The organism is Magnetospira thiophila, assembly GCF_054657015.1.
The window spans coordinates 307,736-325,976 of sequence record NZ_BAAHXF010000002.1; the positions used below are offsets into that span (position 1 = coordinate 307,736).

Here is an 18,241-nt window from a genome sequence, read left to right on the forward strand (position 1 = left end):
TTTTTGTTATTCGATCACCAACATGGGTTCATTGAATTCCACCGGCGAACCGTTGCTGACCAGAATGCGGGTGACGCGGCCGCTGCGCGGGGCGGGAATGGGATTGAAGACCTTCATGGCCTCGATCAGTAGAATGGTCTGTCCCTCGGTGACCGTATCGCCGACCCGAACGAAGGCTTCGGCCCCCGGTTCCGGACAGGTGTAGACCACCCCGACCATCGGCGAGCGCAAGGCCCCGGGATGATCGGCCAGATCATCGCCTCCGGCGGCGGGCGCGCCAACCGGCCCCGAGTGGACGCCGACGGCGTGAGTCGGTGCGGCGGCGACGGTCATCTGACGGGCGACACGGATTTGCACATGATCCGTGCCGTATTCGATTTCAGTCAGGCCATTTTCATCCAGCAGCTTGGCCAGGGCGCGGATCATGTCAGATTCGATCTCTGATTTTTTAATGTTGCTGCTCATGGTCGGGATCAGGCCTCCATGGTCTTGGTCGGGGAAAGGCGATGGGCCAGCGCATCGAGAGCCATCAAATAGCCCTGGACTCCAAAACCGCAAAGAACGCCCCAGGCCGCCTTTGAAACGTAGGAATGATGACGGAATTCCTCCCGCCGGTGGATATTGGTCAAGTGAACCTCCACGGTCGGCAGATTGACTGCCAGCAGGGCGTCGAGAATGGCCACCGAGCTATGGGTATAGGCCCCGGGATTGATGATGATGGCATCGTATTTGTGATGGGCATCCTGAATCCAGCCGACGATTTTGCCTTCGTAATTGCTTTGGCGGCACAAAACGCTGATGCCCAGGGTACGGCCGTGGGCCACGCACAGGCCCTCCACGTCGGCCAAGGTGTCGCGACCGTAGACTTCCGGTTGCCGACTGCCGAGCATGTTCAGATTGGGGCCGTTGAGCAATAAAACCCGCATGGTCGTTCCCGATTCACTCTATTTGAGCACGGTTATACCACGAGCGGTCACAGGTGCAACGCGCTTATGGGGTTCTAAAGAGTGGAGATGAATTCACGCAGCCAAGCCACTTGCTGCTCGTGCTGGGAAATGTCGTGATCCAGCCAGGCCACCAGATAACCGCCGTCCAACGCATGGTGGGCGCGCAGATCTTCGAGTCGCAGCAGTTCGGTCTCGCAGACCTCGATCAGCATATCGGCCTGATTGCGGCGATCTTCCGGGTCGAGCAGGTGCAGAAAGCGGAATTTCAGGGCGATGATGAGCTTGTTCAACTCGCTGGCCCCGCTGCGCAGGCGGGCCGTCAACAAGGCCCGCAGTTCCTGGCGGCCCTTGTCGGTTATGGCCAGGGTGGCGTTGTCTTCCAGCCCCGAACCGTCGAGCGCCTCGACCAGTCCCTCGTACTTCAACAGCTCAATGGAAGAGCCCATCAGATCGAGAGAGGGGCCGGTAATGCGGCTCATGAAATGGCGCACCGAAGAGGCCAGGGCACCATAGGGCAGGGACTCAAGCGCCAGACTGCCCAGCGCGCAAAGCCGGGTGGCTTCCTTCGGGGTCAGTGTCTGGTCAGCATACATCTACGGTCGTCCCTTGAATCGAAATATTGGAACCATTCTACAACAGATCCGCTGGCGGGTCCAAAGCCAAATGCTGCTTCACATATGCGCCTTCGCGTCCCATATTCAAGGACCCAAGCAATGGACAGAATCGGTTCCAACCGGTTTTTCCTGGAGAATTGAATGAGACCCGAGTCCGGCGAACCGATCACAGAACGGCAGCAGCGGGAACGGTTTCTGGCTTTCGCTTTCGCCGCCGGAGACCTGTTGCTGGAGGTGGATTCGGGCGGCGTCATTCGGTTTTGCCGGGCCACGTCGAACCGCCTGTTGGGACGCAAACCCTCGGAACTGGAGGGGATGGCCCTGGCCGATGCGGTGCCAACCCATCAGAAAATCATGGCCGAGGAGGTGCTGCGGCGCATTCGCGAGACCGGCCGGGCGCGCAAGCTGTCCATGGAGTTTCTGGGCGGAAAGGGCGATTCCCGGCGCTTTACGATTTCTGGAATCCTGATGCCGGATCGGGGCGGGACCTACAATCTGGTCTGTTCGCGGGAACTCAACGTCAAGACGCCGCCGAAATCAGACATGAATGCCCAGGAATTCGGCAGCGCGGTCCAGGACTCGCTGAAAAAAGCCCAGGAACTGGGCCAAGAGGTCAACCTTTCGCTGGTCGATATTTCCGAGGCCGCCAAGGCCGGAGGACTCGACCCGGCAAAAGCCAGGGAAGTCGAGGCGGCGGCGGTGGAGGCCTTGCGCGCCTGGGCGGTGCCCGATGGGCCGGTGGCCAGACTGGAAGACGGCAAGATCGGCCTGCTCCATGATGCGGAAATCGGCGAGGAAAACATCGGGCGGCGGGTCAACGATTTGCTCAAGAGTCTGACCGGACGCTCCGATTTGAAAGTCAAGACGGCGACCATCGAAGCCGCCGCCGAGGGACTGAGCGAGGGCGATGTGTCCAAGGCGTTGGCCCATACCATCAAGCGGTTCGTCGATGGCGGGGTCGAGAGTCTGGACGGCCTGAGTCTGGCCGATGGCTACGAATCGGCCATGGCGGACAATCTGGCGCGGGTGCAAAGCGTCCGCAAGATCATCGACAGCGCCGATTTCACCCTGCATTTTCAGCCCATTGTCGATTTGCACAAGTGGGGAGTGCATCATTTCGAGGCCCTGGCACGCATCCGGGAGGGCACCGAGTATGTGCCCCCGGGCCGCATCATCGCCTTTGCCGAGGAAGTGGGGATCATCACCGACTTCGACGAGAAGGTTTGCCGCAAGGCCATTTCCATGGTTCGGGCGGGTAGCAAGGTGCCACCTGCGGCCCGCATCGCCATCAACCTGTCGGGCCGTTCGGTGTCCAACCCGGCGTTCATGGATCACCTGTTGGGGATGCTCAAGGAAAACTCCGACATTTGTCCCCGGCTGATGGTTGAGGTGACGGAATACACGGAAATCAAGGACCTGGGACTGGTGAACGACGTTCTCGACCAGTTGCGGACCCTCGGCATTCAGGTCTGTATCGACGATTTCGGGGCCGGGGCGGCGACCTTCCAGTATCTGGCCGGCCTCAAGGTGGATTTCGTCAAGATTGACGGCCAATATATCCGCGAGGCCTTCACCAAGCCGGAGGGACGGCCCTTTCTGAAGGCCATCGCCGGTCTGTGCAATGACCTGAAAATCCGCACCATCGGCGAGATGGTGGAAGACGAGAAAACCGTCTGGTTGCTCCGGGATCTGGGGGTGGATTACGCCCAGGGCCATTTCTTCGGTCGGGCGACGGCCAACGTGTCCAACTTCTCCCTCGGCAAGACACCGCGTATGTAGCGCGCCCACAAAAAAGCCCCGGCGCGACACCGGGGCTTTGATGTGATTTGAGATCCGCTCAGGCGGCTTCTAGATATTTCAAACCCAGTTTGTCCCAGACCGCCTTGATGGATTCCACCAGATGATCCATGTCGGCGTCGCTATGCAGGGGCGTCGGCGTCAGGCGCAGGCGCTCGGTGCCGCGCGGCACGGTGGGGAAGTTGATGGGCTGCACGTAGATGCCGTATTGGTCCATCAACATGTCGCTGGCCTGTTTGCACAGCACCGGATCGCCGACCTGAACCGGCACGATATGGCTCGGATTCTCGATCACCGGCAGTCCGGCCTCGGTGAGGCGGCGCTTGAGGGTCCAGGAGCGCTCCTGATGCCGCTCGCGCACTTCGTTGTGCTCTTTCAGGTAGCGGATGCTGGCCAGACAACCGGCGGCCACGGCGGGCGGCATGGAAGTGGAGAAAATGAACCCGGTGCCGAACGAGCGGACAAAATCGACCATCGCCGCCGACCCGGCGATATAGCCGCCAACCACCCCGAAAGCCTTGGCCATGGTGCCCTGGATGATGGTCAGCCGGTTGGACAACCCCTCGCGCTCGCAGATGCCGCCGCCCCGCTGGCCGTACATGCCGACCGCATGCACTTCGTCGATGAAGGTCATGGCGTTGTATTTGTCGGCCAGGTCGCAGAATTCCTTGATCGGCGCGATGTTGCCATCCATGGAATAGACGGACTCGAACAGGATCATCTTCGGGCGGGCCGGGTCGATGGCCTTGAGCTTTTCTTCCAGGTCCTTGGGGTCATTGTGCCTGAAAATGACCTTTTCGGCCCGTGAGTGCTTCATGCCCTCGATCATCGAATTGTGGTTCTTGGCGTCGGACAGCAGAACCATGTTGGGGATCATCGCGGCGATGGTGCTGATGCCGGTCAGATTGGCGACCCAGGCACTGCCGAAAACCAGCGCCGCTTCCTTGCCATGCAAGTCGGCCAGCTCTTTTTCCAGCAGCACGTGATAATGATTGGTGCCCGAAATGTTGCGGGTGCCACCCGCCCCGGCGCCGCTCTTGTCGAGCGCTTCGTGCATGGCTTGGAGCACGGTGGGATTCTGTCCCTGACCGAGATAGTCGTTGGAGCACCAGACGGTGATCTCCCGCGAGCCACCATGGAAGTGGTTGATAGCCCTGGGGAATTCTCCCATTTTCCGTTCCAGATCGGCAAAGACGCGATAGCGCCCTTCTTCCTTGAGCGTGGTGATCTGTTCGGCGAAGAACCGTTCGTAGTCCATTACCCCTCCTGTCTCGCGGTGGACCGAAACCTTAGCCTGTGGCATTTGGGTCCGTATTGATTAAGGTCAAACTTAATGCAGCGGCGATTTTCCCGCAACCTGTAAGCCACAGGGCGAAAAATGGCTAGTCATGGGACGGCCAGGAAAAAAAGAAAGTACTGCCGTGCCCCAATTTGCTTTCCACCCAGATTTTGCCGCCGTTCCGCTCAATGATCTTGCGGCAGATGGATAAGCCGATACCGGTGCCACCGCCAAATTCCTCACGATGATGAAGGCGCTGGAACAGTCCGAAGATGCGTTCTTCGTACCCCTTACCGGTCTCGATGCCGATGCCGTTGTCGCGGACCATGAAGGTCCAGCCGTCCTGCGTTCGGGCGCAGGCAACGGCAATGCTCAAAGGGCGTTCTGCGGCGCGGTATTTCAGGGCGTTGGACAGCAGATTAACGAAAATCCGCTCCAACTCGCTCCGGTTGCCTTGCAGAGTGGGCATGTCCTCTTGCAGGGAGATTTCCGCGCCGCTGTCCGCGATCTGCGCTTGCAGGGCATGCAAGGCGGCCGCCACGGCTTGCCGTGTCGGCACCCGGGTGACGGGACCCTTGGCCTGTCCGACACGGGAATAGTCGAGCAGATCGAGAATAAGGTGATTCATGTGGATCGCGCCACCTTGAATGAAATTCAGATAGGTCCGCGACTCATCATCGAGTTTCCCCGAAATCTTTTTTTCCAGCATGGCGGAAAAACTGGTCACGTTGCGCAGCGGCTCCCGCAGATCGTGCGAGGCGACATAGGCAAAGGCTTCCAGCTCCGCATTGGAGCGTTCGAGTTCGGCGTTTTTTCGGCGCAATTCATTCTGGTTTTCCTGGGCGCTCCGAAAAAGGCGCCCGATGAGACTCACGCCGACCAACATCAGCACCGAAATCAGCAAAGCCACCAATTCGGCATGGAGGTCGACCGGGACGTGATCCCCGGAGACCGCATGGACCCAGGAAATGGAACGCCGAAACCCCATGAGAATTAGAGCAACGGCGATCATGCCCCAGGCCAGTTTGTGACCGGTTTCCCGAATCAGCCGGAACGCCAGAAAGGCGGTCGTGAATTGCACGAGGAGCGAGCCGCTCAAGACAACGTTCGCCAACAGGTGAGCAGAAATGAGTCTCCGCCTCCGACAGATGAAAAAAACCAAGCCCAACAAGGCCAGGAAAAGCGCGCCCGCATATCATAGCGATAAGCCGGAGGGCAACTAAACAGGTTTTTGGCTTGACATTATAGTCAGACGTGCGTCATAAAATAGACAATCGTCTGACTGTGAAGGGTCGGGCATCAACGGAGGAGACCGGGACTCATGAATGCCATATCGAAAAAAGCCGTGCCGCAGGCGTTGCGCGGCGAACCTGACCTGGAGGCGCTGATTGATCGCCGGGTGGAGGAAAAGCTCAAGGAGCTATTGCAAAAGCGTGAGGCGGAGCGGGTGCCGCGCATGTCGATCATCGCCACCAAGGGCACCTTGGACATGGCCTATCCGCCGTTCATTCTGGCATCCACGGCGGCGGCGCTGGGCTGGGAGGTGTCGATTTTTTTCACCTTCTACGGTCTGGAATTGCTGCGCAGCGATTTGGATCTGCACATCAGCCCGTTGGGCAATCCGGCCATGCCGATGAAGCTGCCGGTCGGCCCGGATTGGCTGCGCAAGATCAATATGAACATCCCCAATTCGGTCATGGCCGCCCTGCCGGGGTTCGACGGCATGGCCACGTCGATGATGAAAAAGACCCTGCGTGACAAGGGCGTGGCTTCCATTGCCGACCTGCGCGAGGCCTGTCTGGAAGGGGAGGTAAAACTCTGGGCCTGCCAGATGACGGTCGATTTGTTCGGCTACGATCCGAAGATTTTCATCCCCGAAGTGGCGGGATGGATCGGGGCCACCAGTTTTCTCGAAATTACCAAGGGCGCTGACGCCACCATTTTTGTGTAACCTGAAAGGAAAACATCATGAATGCGCAACCGCAAACCGTCGATGCCACCGGCCTCAACTGTCCGCTGCCCATCCTGCGCCTGAAAAAGGCCTCCAAGGATCTGGCCCCGGGCGGCACCCTGCGTCTGTTGTCCACCGATGCCGGATCGGTCAAGGATGTGGAAGCCTTCTGCCGCCAGACCGGCTGCGACCTGCTGTCGGCGGAAAGCGACAACGGCACCCATGTGTTCACCATTCGCAAGAATGCCTGACCGGCGGGGCGCTGGGGGGTGTCATGCGGTCGGGAACCGATTATAGTGACCGCATCAAGGACCAAATGGAATGGCAACCCCCATGCCCCGCAAGGGAGAAGAGACCCGCACCCGGATTATCGAGACGGCGAACGACCTGTTCTATCGGCAGGGGTTCCATCAGACCTCGTTCGCCCATATCGCCGACGCCTCGGGGGTGCCCAAGGGCAATTTCTATTTCTATTTCCGCTCCAAGGACGAGTTGCTGAAGTCGGTGCTCGAAGCCCGTACCGCGCGGTTGCGGGCGCTGCTGGAAAGCTGGGAGACGCAATATGCCGATCCGCTGGCTCGGCTGGAGCGCATGGCCAATATTCTGCCCGAGGAAATGGGCGATGTGTCCCGTTATGGCTGTCCGATGGGCTCTTTGGTGGCTGAATTGGGCAAGGCGCAGCCGGATCTCAAGGAACCGGCCAACGCCATGTTTAAGCTGCTGATTGATTGGGCGACCCGGCAGTTCAGGCCCCTGGTCGGGGCGGAACAGGCCCCGGTACTGGCCCGCCGCATGGTCGGTCGCATGCAGGGCATGGCCATGCTCAGTCACAGTTTCGGTGACCATAGCTGGATCGAGGCGGAAACCGCCGATATCCGCGCCTGGCTGCGGCAGGTTACGGCTGCTTGAAAAGCCCGCGCTGGATCACCCAGTCGAGGGTGTCGTCCAAAGCCAATTTGAACATTTCCACCATCTGGTCGATCTCTTGTTCGGAGATGATAAACGGCGGCGCGAAGGCCAGACTGTCCCCCATGGCCCGGTGGATCAACCCGTGGGCCAGGGAGCGGTTGACGCAATAGGTGCCGACCCCGTCGGCGGGATCGAAGCCGGTGCGGGTCGCCTTGTCCCGCATCAATTCCACGGCGCCGAGCAGTCCGACACCGCGCACCTGACCGACCAGCGGATGGTCGGACAGTTCGGCCAGCCGGGTCTGAAAGTGCGGGGCGATCCGCCGCACCTGGCCGACCATGTCCCGTTCCTCGTAGATGCGCAGGGTTTCCAGGGCGACCGCCGCCGGGACCGGATGGCCGCCGTAGGTATGGCCATGGCCGAAGATGCCGATCTTTTCGCTTTCCGAGACCATGGATTGATAGATCTCTTCCGTGATCATCAGCGCCGAAATGGGCAGATAGCCCGACGACAACCCCTTGGCAACGCTGATCATGTCCGGTTTGATGCCGTAGGTCTGACAGCCGAACATGTTGCCGGTGCGCCCGAAGCCGCAGATGATCTCGTCGGCAATGAACAGAACCTCGTATTTTTTCAACACCGCCTGGATTTTTTCGAAATAGGTGGCGGGCGGGACGAGTACGCCGCCGGCCCCCATCACCGGTTCGGCGAAAAAGGCCGCCACGGTCTCCGGGCCTTGCTCCAGGATGAGCTTCTCCAGGTTGTCGGCACAACGGGACGCGAAGGATTCCTCGCTCTCGCCGGGTTCTGAAAATCGGTAATGGTGCGGGCAATCCGTATGCAATATGCGGTCGATGGGCAGATCGAAATCCGCCTGCATGGGCGCGATTCCGGTCAGGCTGCCGGTGGCCACGGTGACGCCGTGATAGCCCTTGGTGCGGGAAATGATCTTCTTTTTCTCCGGGCGGCCCCGGGCATTGTTGACGTACCAAATCAATTTGACGGCGGTGTCATTGGATTCCGAGCCGGAATTGGCAAACAGCACCTTGGACATGGGCACCGGCGCCAAGTGCAACAGTTTCTCCGCCAGATCAATGGAGGCCGGCGTGCTCTTGTGTCCGAAGCCATGGTAGAATGGCAGGGTCTCCAGGGCCTGGGTGGCCGCCCGGACCAGACGCGGTTCGCTGAAGCCCAGGGTGGTGCACCATAATCCGGCCAGCCCCTCGATATAGCCCCGACCCTCATCGTCGAACACCCGCACGCCCTCGCCCCGGGTGATGATCAACGGGCCGCTGGTCTGATGGGTTTTCAAATTGGTGTAGGGGTGCAGATAGTGGGCGATGTCGCGCGCGGCGGCGGAATTGGCGATTTGGGACATGAGGGGCCTCGGATTGCCGGATGAAGTTCAGGCAGTGGGGCTTTATATCAAGCCGCGAACGAACAAAAAATGCATTTCTGCCTTGTCCGGGCTCGCGTTGGCACAAGGGGGGAATTGGACTACACTTAACCAAATCATAAATTAGGGCAGGGAGGCCCTCCGGAACAAAAGGATCCGACCTATGGCACTCAAGGACATTCTGGTTCACGTTGACGACTCAGTCCATGCGGGGGCGCGTATCGCAGCGGCTGTGGATCTGGCGAAAAGTCAGGGCGCGCACCTGACCGGGCTGTATGTGATCTCGCCGCCCGATATTCCGCAGTTCATCGAGGCCCATCTGGGGGCAAACATCGTGGCCGAACGGGTCAAGGTGATGACCGCGTTGGCAGAAAAGGCAAAAGCGGCGTTCACCCAGGCCTGTGCAACCGCCGGAATTGACTTTGAATGGCGTCAGAACGAGGGGGATCTGACCCATTTCCTGTTGAAGAATGTGCGCTATGTGGACATGGCCATCGTCGGTCAGCGGGACAGCCAGGAGGACCCACAGGTGGGGTCCGAGCAACTGCCGGACCGCCTAGTGTTGTCCGCCGGGCGACCGGTGATGGTGATTCCTCGGGCGGGCGCGTCCAAGCCGTTGGGCCGCAAGATCCTGATCTGCTGGGACGGCAGCCGACTGGCGACCCGCGCCATCAACGATAGTCTGCCGTTGATGGAAGAAGCCGACAAGGTGTTCGTGCTGGTGGTCGAAACCAAGGAATCGGCCGAGAACCTGCGCGGTATCACCGGCGTCAACATCGCCGGACATCTGGCTCGGCACGGAATTGCCGTGGAAACCCGACGGGTGACGGCGGGCGATCATGATGTGGGTGAGGCCATCCTTTCCAAGGCCGTCGAGTTCGGCTGCGACTGCATTGTCATGGGCGGCTGGGGCCATCAACGCTGGCGCGAAATGGTGCTCGGCGGCGTCACCCGTTACATGCTCAAACACATGACCATTCCGGTGATCATGAGTCACTGACGGGGCGGTTTTTCCATAGTGCGACAGGGTGCGCCATATGACTATTATTCATATAAAAACAATAAGATATATGTGAATGTGAGTGCTCTGTCTTACTCCGTTGCTTGCCTTGATATTCCTTTTCGTGCTTACCTATTGCTTACCCGGTGGCGCTATAAACGCCCTCGGGTCAGCTCTGGGAACGGAAGGGAATGCTATGCCAAGGTTGACCAAGCGATATGTCGATGTTCTTCAGCCCCAAGACAAAGACCTTGTCGTCTGGGATGATGAAATCCCCGGATTTGGCTTGCGGCTCAAACCCACCGGGATCAAGAGTTACCTCATCCAATACCGGCAAGGACGGCGGTCCCGCCGCATGACCATCGGGCGGAGAGGTGGCCTGGGAAATTCAGACAGGGGGTTAAGTGGATTTTCTGCCTGAGAGCGGCGATGATGCCGTTGATCGGGAGGAACCATGACGAAGCGTACACGGCGGAACCACACAGCGGCTTTCAAGGCGAAGGTGGCTTTGGCGGCGATCAAGGGAGACAAGACGCTGGCCGAGTTGGCGCAGCAGTTTGATGTGCATCCGAACCAGATCACGACCTGGCGAGGGCAATTGCTGGAGGGGGCATCGGGGGTTTTCGGCGCGAGCCGATCCCAGGCGACGGTGCCGGTTGATCTGAAGGAGTTGCATGCCAAGATCGGCCAATTGACGTTGGAGAATGATTTTTTGGCCGGTGCGCTCGACAAGGCCGGCATGTTGAGCGTAAAGCGATGATCGACCGTGACCATGCCCTGCCGCTGAAACGGCAGGCGGAGGTGCTGCGGCTTAGTCGCGCCAGCCTCTATTACCAGCCCCGACCGGTGTCTGCCGCCGATCTGGCCATCATGCGTCGGATCGACGCATTGCACCTGGACTTTCCGTTCGCAGGCAGCCGGATGCTGCGCGATTTCCTGCGCAACGAGGGCGTTGAGATCGGCCGCGATCATGTCATCACGCTGATGCGGCGCATGGGGATCGAGGCCTTGTACCGGCGACCAAACACGTCAAAACCAGCAGCGGGACACAAGATCTATCCGTACCTGCTGCGCGGCCTACCCATCCTGCGTCCCAATCAGGTATGGGCGATGGACATTACCTACATCCCCATGGCGCGGGGGTTCGTCTATCTCTGTGTGGTGCTCGACTGGTGCAGCCGCCGGGTTCTGTCTTGGCGGGTGTCGATCACCATGACCGTGGATTTCTGTCTGGAAGCGGTCGAAGACGCGCTGGCCAAGTATGGCAAGCCGGAGATCTTCAACACCGACCAAGGCAGCCAGTTCACCAGTGCCCCATTCACCGGCCTGCTGCTGGACAACGGCATCGCCCTCAGCATGGATGGCAAAGGAGCTTGGCGGGATAACGTCTTTGTCGAACGGCTGTGGCGCTCGGTGAAGTACGAGGAGGTCTATCTTCGGGCCTACGACAGCGTTGGCGAGGCGCGGACCTCGCTCGGCCGCTATTTTGACTTCTACAATGGCAAGAGGCCACATTCGAGCCTCGGTCGGGTGCCGCCGGATAGGATCTACTTTGACAACCAGCCCCAGGCGGTGGCAGCATGACGTTCACTGCCGATGCGGGGCCCCACTCCAGTCGGGCTACGCCCTCCCTGCGTGAGGCCCCGCATCGGCGATACAACACGGCAACCGGCAGAGGCTCCACTTATCCAACGCCAAAAACTGTCTGAACAATCCCGGCCAGCTCTCTGTCCAACATTGTGGGACCAGCTCACTACGCCAATGTTCTCCTTAACCTGCTTACCTAGTGCTTACCTGTGTAAATTTATGCTTTAACAGAAGTGTTCTAATGTATTGATTATATAAAATAAAATGTGATTTTATAATTTGATAGCTTAGTGATCATGAGCCACTGACGGGGCTAGTCGTTTTTACGGACACGATCATGATGTGTAATGTCTTCACAGCCGGTTCGTGAAGAGTCACACTGAAGGTGTGAATTCAATGCAGGAGTCTTCCCATGTCCATCGTCCGTCGTCCGGCCGTTGCCGGGACGTTCTATGCCGATCAGTCCACTCAATTGCATGAGGATGTGCTGGCGTATCTTTCCCAGGTCAAAGGCGGGGAAGGGCCGGTACCCAAGGCGGTGATCGTGCCCCATGCGGGATATATTTATTCCGGACCGGTGGCTGCCTCGGTTTATGCGCGATTGAGGGCGGCGCACGACCGGTTGACCAAGGTGGTGCTGATCGGTCCGTGCCATCGGGTGGCGGTGCGCGGATTTTCGGTCAGCAGTTCCGATGCCTGGCGCACGCCGCTGGGCGACGTGCCCCTGGATCGAGAAGCCTGCGATAGGCTCTGCGCGCATTTTAATTTGGTCAATCCCTACGAGGCCAGCCATCAGAACGAACATAGCCTGGAAGTGCATCTGCCGTTCCTGCAAGAAGTGCTCGGCCATTTCACCCTGCTGCCTTTGTTGGTTGGCAACGCCACCGGGGATCAGGTGGCCGAGGTGCTGGACGCCGTCTGGGGCGGGCCGGAGACGCTGATCGTCATCAGTTCCGATCTCAGCCATTACCTGGATTACAAGGAAGCGAAGGCGGCGGATGCCCAAGCCTGTGAGGCCATCGAGCATTTGGACCCCAAGGGATTGGGCAAGGACTCGGCCTGCGGGCGCATTCCGGTGAGCGGCCTGCTGACCCTGGCCCAGCGGCGCGGGTTGCGCGTCGAGACTCTGGATTTGCGCAATTCCGGGGATACGGCGGGGCCAAAGGATCGGGTTGTCGGCTATGGGGCTTGGGCGTTTTTCGAGACCGAGTCCGGCCAGGCGAGTTCCGTCTTCGCGGCGCAGGCTCAGGAACTTCTGGAGCGCCACGGGGAAACCCTGTTGCGGCTGGCCGCCACCTCGATCCGCGAGGCCCTGGCCGGCAAGCGCGGGGTTGAGGAGGTTTGGGACGACTATCCCCGGGAGTTGCGTAAACAGGGGGCCTGTTTCGTCACCTTGAAACGCGACGGTCAATTGCGCGGCTGCATCGGCTCGGTGATGGCGCATCAGCCGTTGCTGACCGACGTGGCCAAGAACGCCCAGTCGGCGGCTTTCCGAGACCCGCGTTTTCCGCCGCTGACGGCGGAGGAAATGACTCAGGTGGAACTCTCGCTGTCGCTGCTCAGTCCCCCCTGGCCGATCGCCTGCAAGGACGAAGAGGACCTGTTGGCGCAGTTGCGGCCCGGCATCGACGGTTTGATCATCAGCGACACGGGCCATCGGGCCTTGTTCCTGCCCTCCGTCTGGCGGGAGTTGCCCGACAAAAAGCAATTTCTGGCCCATTTGAAGCGCAAAGCGGGATTGCCCATCGACCATTGGTCGGATACCTTCCGCGCCGAACGTTTCATTGCCGCAGAACGGGCGGCGAACGATCTTCCCGACCCCTCCGTCCTGTGGGCGGAATAATGGAGAAAAGCCTGTGTCCTTGACTATTGAACAACCGCTCGTGGAGGCCATCCGCGATATCACTCGGCGCGCCGGGGCGAAAATCATGGAAATTTACCAAAGCGACTTCGCCGTTCAGGCCAAGGATGACAAATCGCCGGTGACGGCGGCGGATCAACAGGCCGAGGATTTGATCCTGGCCGCCCTCGCCTCCGAGGTGTCGGGCAAGTTGATTGAAGAGTTTCCGGTAGTGGCCGAGGAGTCGGCGGCGGCGGGGCGTATTCCCGATGTCACCACGCGCCCCTTCTGGCTGGTCGATCCGTTGGACGGGACCAAGGAATTCGTCCATCGGCGGGGTGAGTTCACGGTCAATATCGCCCTGGTGGAACATCAGATTCCGATCCTCGGCGTGGTGTTGGCTCCGGCGCAGGACACCATGTATTGGGGAAGTCGATTGGGGGCCTTCATGAGTCGGGGGGACGGCGCGCCGATGGCGATCAAGACCCGCGACTGGCCCGCCGAGGGACTCAATGTGGTTGGCAGCCGCTCGCACCGTTCGGAAAAGGACGAGGCCTTTCTGTCCCAATTCACTGTCGCCAACATGACCCCGGCGGGGTCGTCGTTGAAGTTCTGCAAGGTGGCGACCGGCGAGGCGGATCTGTATCCGCGCATGGGCCGCACTATGGAATGGGATACCGGGGCCGGTCATGCGGTGGTGCTGGCCGCCGGGGGACGGGTGACGACGCCAGAGGGCGCGCCGTTCGTCTATGCCAAGCCGGGTTTTGCCAACGATTCCGGTTTTGTAGTCTGGGGGCGTTGAAACTCTAGTGACTCCGATCCTGCCCGCCACCGCTGACAATCTGGCCGAGGCGGCGCGGCTGCTGGATACGGGGCATTTGGTGGCGTTTCCCACCGAGACCGTCTATGGGCTCGGCGGCGATGCCACCAGCGACCGGGCGGTGGCCGACATCTTTGCCGCCAAGGGCCGCCCGAGTTTCAATCCCTTGATCACCCACGTGCCGGACCTTGAGTCGGCGGGCAATTTTGCCGTTTTCGATCAACGGGCCTTTGATCTGGCCGCCGCCTTCTGGCCGGGGCCGCTGACCCTGGTGCTGCGCCGATTGCCCGGCTGCCGGTTGTCGGATCTGGTCAGTGCCGGATTGGATACGGTGGCGTTGCGGGTGCCGGGCCATCCTCTGGCCCGTGAGTTGCTCCAATTGGCCAATGTGCCGGTGGCCGCGCCGAGCGCCAACCGCTCCGGCCATGTCAGCCCAACCACCGCCGACCATGTGCGGATGGAATTTCCTGAGTCCCAGGTGGCGGCCATCCTCGATGGCGGGCCTTGCGTGGTGGGATTGGAATCGACGGTGATCGACGTCAGCGGTGACCGACCCACGTTGTTGCGTCCCGGCGGCCTGACGGCGGAAGAGATCGAGCGGGTCTGTGGCCCCCTGGCCCGCGCCGGGGAAGGCGAGGCGCCCCGCTCGCCGGGGATGCTGGCCCGTCATTACGCGCCGAGTAAGCCGTTGCGGCTGAATGCGGGCGCCCCGCGTCCCGGCGAGGCGTTCCTCAGCTTTGGCGATCTGCCCGGAACCCTGAACTTGAGCCGCGACGGCGATCCGGTGGAGGCGGCGGCACATTTATTCGCCATGTTGCGCCAATTGGAGGCCGGGGGCTTTCCGCGCATTGCCGTGGCCCCCATTCCCGAACGGGGGTTGGGTCGGGCGATCAACGACCGCTTGCGCCGGGCGGCCACGTTGGCCGACGATACCCGCTCCCTTGACGATTGGCCCGAGGCCTGTGGCGCGGCCATGCCCTGTCTGGCCATAACCGATCCCGACGACGAAGGTGATTGAGCATGAACGAACAACTGTTGACCGCCCTGACGGATATTCTCGGCCCCAAGGGGGTCGTTGCGCCGGGGCCGGACATGGAAGGCTATCTGGAAGAATCCCGGGATCTGTACCGCGGCGAGGCCCTGGCGGTGGCCAAACCGGCGACCACCGACGAGGTGGCGGCGGTGGTCCGGCTGTGCGCCCAGTCCGGCCTGCCGATCGTGCCGCAGGGGGGCAATACGGGGCTGGTCGGCGGCGCAGTGGCGGAAGGCGGGGTGATTCTGTCCACCGAGCGGCTCAACCGCATTCGCGACACCGACCCGCTGAATATGACCATGACCGTCGAGGCCGGGGTGATTTTGCAAAACGTGCAACAGGCCGCCGACGCGGCCGACTGCTTTTTTCCGCTCAGTCTGGCCGCCGAGGGGACCTGCCGGATTGGCGGCAATATCGCCACCAACGCCGGGGGCACCGCCGTGCTGCGCTATGGCAATACCCGTGAATTGGTGCTGGGGCTGGAAGTGGTGACCGCCGACGGCGAGGTCTGGAACGGCCTCAAGGGGCTGCGCAAGGACAATACCGGTTATGACCTGAAGCAACTGTTCATCGGCTCTGAGGGCACCCTGGGGGTGATCACGGCAGCGGTGATCAAGCTGTTTCCCAAGCCGCGCGCCCGGGCCACGGCATTGGCCGCCTGTCCGGACCTGGACAGCCTGATGAAGCTGTTCGACATCGCCCGGACACGGGCCGGGGACAGCCTGACCGCGTTCGAGATGATGGCGCGCTTCGCGGTCGAGGTGGCGACCACGCATATGGAGGGCCTGCGCGATCCGTTCGAGCAGTCCCACTCCTGGTACGCGCTGCTGGAACTGACCTCCTCGCGTCCCGATGATGCCCTGGATGACCTCCTGGAAACGGTGCTGGGCGAGGCCTTCGAGGCGGAATGGGTGGCCGATGCGGTGATTGCCAGTAGCCTGACCCAGGTGGAGGAGCTTTGGCGGCTGCGGGAATCCATTTCCGAGGCCCAGAAGCACGAGGGCGGCAGCATCAAGCATGATGTGTCGGTGCCGGTCTCCAAGGTGGCGCATTTCATCATGCGGGCCATGGATCTGGTCGGCGAGGCCCTGCCCGGCATCCGGCCCTGTCCCTTCGGTCATATCGGTGACGGCAATATCCACTTCAACCTGACCCAGCCGGAAGCCATGGACAAATCCGCCTTCCTGGATCAATGGGAGGCCATGAACCGCATTGTCCATGATCTGGTGGTGGACCTGGGGGGCAGCATCTCTGCCGAACATGGGATCGGCAAGCTGAAGCGCGCCGAACTGGCCCATTATGCCCCGGAGATCGAGATCCGGATGATGCGGGCCATCAAGGCGGCCCTGGACCCCAACAACATCATGAATCCGGGCAAGGTGGTGTGATTACTCGAATGTCGCCTTGCGTTCGTTGACACCCTCTGGGTCTTGGTGAATCAGCACCTCCGAGCCGGGGAAGGCGGCCTCGATGCGGTACATGACCTTGTCGGCGATGGCGTGCGCCTTGGACAGCGGCATGTCGCCCGCCAGTTCCAGATGCAGCTGGATGAACCGGTGCGGGCCGGTGGAGCGGGTGCGCAAATCGTGCATATCGCGGACCAGCGGATGATCGAGCGCGATCAGTTTGATTTTCTCCCGTTCCTCGACCGGGAATTCCTTGTCCATCAGCAGGTCCAGGGACTCGCGGACGATTTCGATGGCGCTCCACAGGATGTACCCGGCGATGCCCAGGGCGAACACGCCGTCGGCCCATAAAAAGCCCAGATGCTCGCCGATCAGCAACGCCGCGATGACTCCCGCATTGACCAACAGGTCACCCTGGTAGTGCAGGGAGTCGGCGGAAATAGCCACCGACTTGGTCTGCCGAATGACGTATTTCTGAAACAGCACCAGCAGCAGGGTGAGGCCGATGGAAATGCCCATGACGAGAATGCCGACCTCGCTGGCGGTGACCGCCTGCGGATGAATCAGCCGTTCCACCGCCTGAAACAGCAAGAACACTGCGGAGCCGCCGATCAGCGCCGCCTGGGCCAGTCCGGCCAGCGGTTCGGCCTTGCCGTGGCCGAAGCGGTGCTCCCTGTCCGCCGGTTCCAGCGCCTGACGGACGGCCACCATATTGACCAGCGAGGCCGCCGCGTCGAGGATCGAATCGACCAGGGTGGCGAGCAGGGCCACCGAGCCGGTCATCAGCCAGGCCACCACCTTGACCGCGATCAGGATGGTCGCCACGAAAACCGAGGCATAGGTGGCGCGCCGCATCAGTTTGGAGGCGCGCGCGTTGCCTTGCAGGGGATTGTCGGATGGGGCGGGGGTGTCACTCATGGAAAAAGATGCTCCGTTGTCCAGCCGTCCTCGACCCGCGTATAGACCAACCGATCATGCAGGCGGAACGGGCGGTCTTCCCAGAATTCGAACTGCTGCGGGAGGAGACGGAATCCGTGCCAGAAGTCGGGACGGGGAATGCGTCCGATGGCGAACTTGGCGGTATATTCGGCGACCCGCTTTTCCAAATGGAATCGGCTTTCCAGCGGGCGCGACTGGGACGAGGCCCAGGCCCCGATCTGGCTGAGTCGGGGGCGGCTGTGGAAATAGTCATCCGCCTCGCGGTCGCTGACCCGTTCCACCGGGCCGTCGAGTCGCACCTGACGGCGCAGGGATTTCCAATGAAAACAAAGGGATGCCCGGGGGGTGGCGATCAACTCCCGACCCTTGCGGCTTTCCAGGTTGGTATAAAAAACGAAGCCGCGCGAATCGACACCCTTGAGCAGCACCATGCGCACCGAGGGCTGCCCGTCCGCTGACACGGTAGCCAGGGACATGGCATTGGGATCATTGACTTCTTTTTCCTCGGCCTCGCGCATCCATTGGGCGAAATGCTCGAAGGGCCGGTCCTGGGGGGCAATTTCAGTCATCGATTCAGAACTTCTTAAGGGCGCGTGTTACTCAATGAAAAAGCGCATCTACTCCCTTCATATGCGATGGATGCCTCCCGAACGCCACAAAAATATGCCATAGTGCGATGAAGGATTGGAGGCGGAAAGATCCGCTTCGGAACAACGAGGAAGA

General features: G+C 60.8%; 18 protein-coding genes. 10 read left to right on the forward strand and 8 right to left on the reverse strand.

The features are described 5' to 3' along the window. Nucleotides 1-6: 6 nt before the first annotated feature. From ACYQ1P_RS11030 to ACYQ1P_RS11040, 3 genes are all read right to left on the reverse strand, one after another. Nucleotides 7-465 carry an acetyl-CoA carboxylase biotin carboxyl carrier protein gene (locus tag ACYQ1P_RS11030; RefSeq protein WP_460020411.1) on the reverse strand — a complete coding sequence of 153 codons (459 nt, stop codon included), beginning with the start codon at nt 463-465 and terminating at the stop codon, nt 7-9. 8 nt (nt 466-473) lie between these two features. After that, on the reverse strand, nt 474-926 hold the full coding sequence (gene aroQ, locus ACYQ1P_RS11035; protein ID WP_460020412.1) for a type II 3-dehydroquinate dehydratase: 453 nt from the start codon (nt 924-926) through the stop codon (nt 474-476). 74 nt (nt 927-1,000) lie between these two features. Then, nucleotides 1,001-1,540 (reverse strand): hypothetical protein, encoded by a 540-nt coding sequence (locus ACYQ1P_RS11040; RefSeq protein WP_460020413.1) that lies wholly within the window; start codon nt 1,538-1,540, stop codon nt 1,001-1,003. 162 nt (nt 1,541-1,702) lie between these two features. Here ACYQ1P_RS11040 and ACYQ1P_RS11045 point away from each other — a divergent pair, with 162 nt between their 5' ends. After that, nucleotides 1,703-3,340 carry a sensor domain-containing phosphodiesterase gene (locus ACYQ1P_RS11045; protein ID WP_460020414.1) on the forward strand — a complete coding sequence of 546 codons (1,638 nt, stop codon included), beginning with the start codon at nt 1,703-1,705 and terminating at the stop codon, nt 3,338-3,340. A 58-nt stretch (nt 3,341-3,398) separates the two neighbouring features. Here the strand turns inward: ACYQ1P_RS11045 and hemA are convergent, their stop codons facing one another. Together hemA and ACYQ1P_RS11055 are read right to left on the reverse strand one after the other, a co-directional pair. Beyond that, nucleotides 3,399-4,616: a 5-aminolevulinate synthase gene (hemA, locus tag ACYQ1P_RS11050; protein WP_460020415.1), complete on the reverse strand. Its 1,218-nt coding sequence runs from the start codon at nt 4,614-4,616 to the stop codon at nt 3,399-3,401. Nucleotides 4,617-4,740: 124 nt separating this feature from the next. Next, nucleotides 4,741-5,736: a sensor histidine kinase gene (locus ACYQ1P_RS11055; RefSeq protein WP_460020416.1), complete on the reverse strand. Its 996-nt coding sequence runs from the start codon at nt 5,734-5,736 to the stop codon at nt 4,741-4,743. A gap of 222 nt (nt 5,737-5,958) precedes the next feature. On the opposite strand from ACYQ1P_RS11055, the gene ACYQ1P_RS11060 reads away from it, so the two are divergent. From ACYQ1P_RS11060 to ACYQ1P_RS11070, 3 genes are all read left to right on the forward strand, one after another. After that, nucleotides 5,959-6,588, forward strand: coding sequence for a DsrE/DsrF/DrsH-like family protein (locus ACYQ1P_RS11060; protein ID WP_460020417.1), 630 nt, complete (start codon nt 5,959-5,961; stop codon nt 6,586-6,588). A 17-nt stretch (nt 6,589-6,605) separates the two neighbouring features. Then, on the forward strand, nt 6,606-6,839 hold the full coding sequence (locus ACYQ1P_RS11065) for a sulfurtransferase TusA family protein (protein WP_460020418.1): 234 nt from the start codon (nt 6,606-6,608) through the stop codon (nt 6,837-6,839). Nucleotides 6,840-6,921: 82 nt separating this feature from the next. Beyond that, the gene (locus tag ACYQ1P_RS11070; RefSeq protein WP_460020419.1) at nt 6,922-7,497 is read left to right on the forward strand and encodes a TetR/AcrR family transcriptional regulator; all 576 of its coding nucleotides are present in this window, start codon (nt 6,922-6,924) and stop codon (nt 7,495-7,497) included. On the opposite strand, the gene ACYQ1P_RS11075 is transcribed toward ACYQ1P_RS11070, so the two are convergent. Next, nucleotides 7,484-8,875 (reverse strand): aspartate aminotransferase family protein, encoded by a 1,392-nt coding sequence (locus ACYQ1P_RS11075; protein ID WP_460020420.1) that lies wholly within the window; start codon nt 8,873-8,875, stop codon nt 7,484-7,486. The genes ACYQ1P_RS11070 and ACYQ1P_RS11075 overlap by 14 nt on opposite strands. Before the next feature lie 181 nt (nt 8,876-9,056). Between ACYQ1P_RS11075 and ACYQ1P_RS11080 the strand changes: the two genes are divergently transcribed. The 6 genes from ACYQ1P_RS11080 to ACYQ1P_RS11105 all read left to right on the forward strand — a co-directional run bounded on the left by ACYQ1P_RS11080 (nt 9,057) and on the right by ACYQ1P_RS11105 (nt 16,561). Continuing rightward, complete coding sequence (locus ACYQ1P_RS11080; protein WP_460020421.1) at nt 9,057-9,893, forward strand: universal stress protein; 837 nt, start codon at nt 9,057-9,059, stop codon at nt 9,891-9,893. Between the two features lie 454 nt (nt 9,894-10,347). After that, a protein-coding gene (locus tag ACYQ1P_RS11085) for an IS3 family transposase (RefSeq protein ID WP_460018929.1) occupies nt 10,348-11,477 on the forward strand; the annotation gives its coding sequence in 2 pieces (ribosomal slippage) (nt 10,348-10,609 and nt 10,609-11,477; 1,131 coding nt in all). A 415-nt stretch (nt 11,478-11,892) separates the two neighbouring features. Further along, nucleotides 11,893-13,323, forward strand: coding sequence for an AmmeMemoRadiSam system protein B (amrB, locus tag ACYQ1P_RS11090; protein ID WP_460020422.1), 1,431 nt, complete (start codon nt 11,893-11,895; stop codon nt 13,321-13,323). Nucleotides 13,324-13,336: 13 nt separating this feature from the next. Next, entirely contained in the window at nt 13,337-14,122 is a 786-nt protein-coding gene (cysQ, locus tag ACYQ1P_RS11095) for a 3'(2'),5'-bisphosphate nucleotidase CysQ (protein ID WP_460020423.1), read from the forward strand. Between the two features lie 7 nt (nt 14,123-14,129). Continuing rightward, the gene (locus ACYQ1P_RS11100; RefSeq protein ID WP_460020424.1) at nt 14,130-15,158 is read left to right on the forward strand and encodes an L-threonylcarbamoyladenylate synthase; all 1,029 of its coding nucleotides are present in this window, start codon (nt 14,130-14,132) and stop codon (nt 15,156-15,158) included. A 2-nt stretch (nt 15,159-15,160) separates the two neighbouring features. Continuing rightward, nucleotides 15,161-16,561 carry an FAD-binding oxidoreductase gene (locus ACYQ1P_RS11105; RefSeq protein WP_460020425.1) on the forward strand — a complete coding sequence of 467 codons (1,401 nt, stop codon included), beginning with the start codon at nt 15,161-15,163 and terminating at the stop codon, nt 16,559-16,561. On the opposite strand, the gene ACYQ1P_RS11110 is transcribed toward ACYQ1P_RS11105, so the two are convergent. Together ACYQ1P_RS11110 and pdxH are read right to left on the reverse strand one after the other, a co-directional pair. After that, complete coding sequence (locus ACYQ1P_RS11110; RefSeq protein ID WP_460020426.1) at nt 16,562-17,497, reverse strand: cation diffusion facilitator family transporter; 936 nt, start codon at nt 17,495-17,497, stop codon at nt 16,562-16,564. Further along, nucleotides 17,494-18,087 carry a pyridoxamine 5'-phosphate oxidase gene (gene pdxH, locus ACYQ1P_RS11115; protein ID WP_460020427.1) on the reverse strand — a complete coding sequence of 198 codons (594 nt, stop codon included), beginning with the start codon at nt 18,085-18,087 and terminating at the stop codon, nt 17,494-17,496. Before pdxH ends, ACYQ1P_RS11110 begins: the two co-directional genes overlap by 4 nt. Nucleotides 18,088-18,241 lie beyond the last annotated feature (154 nt).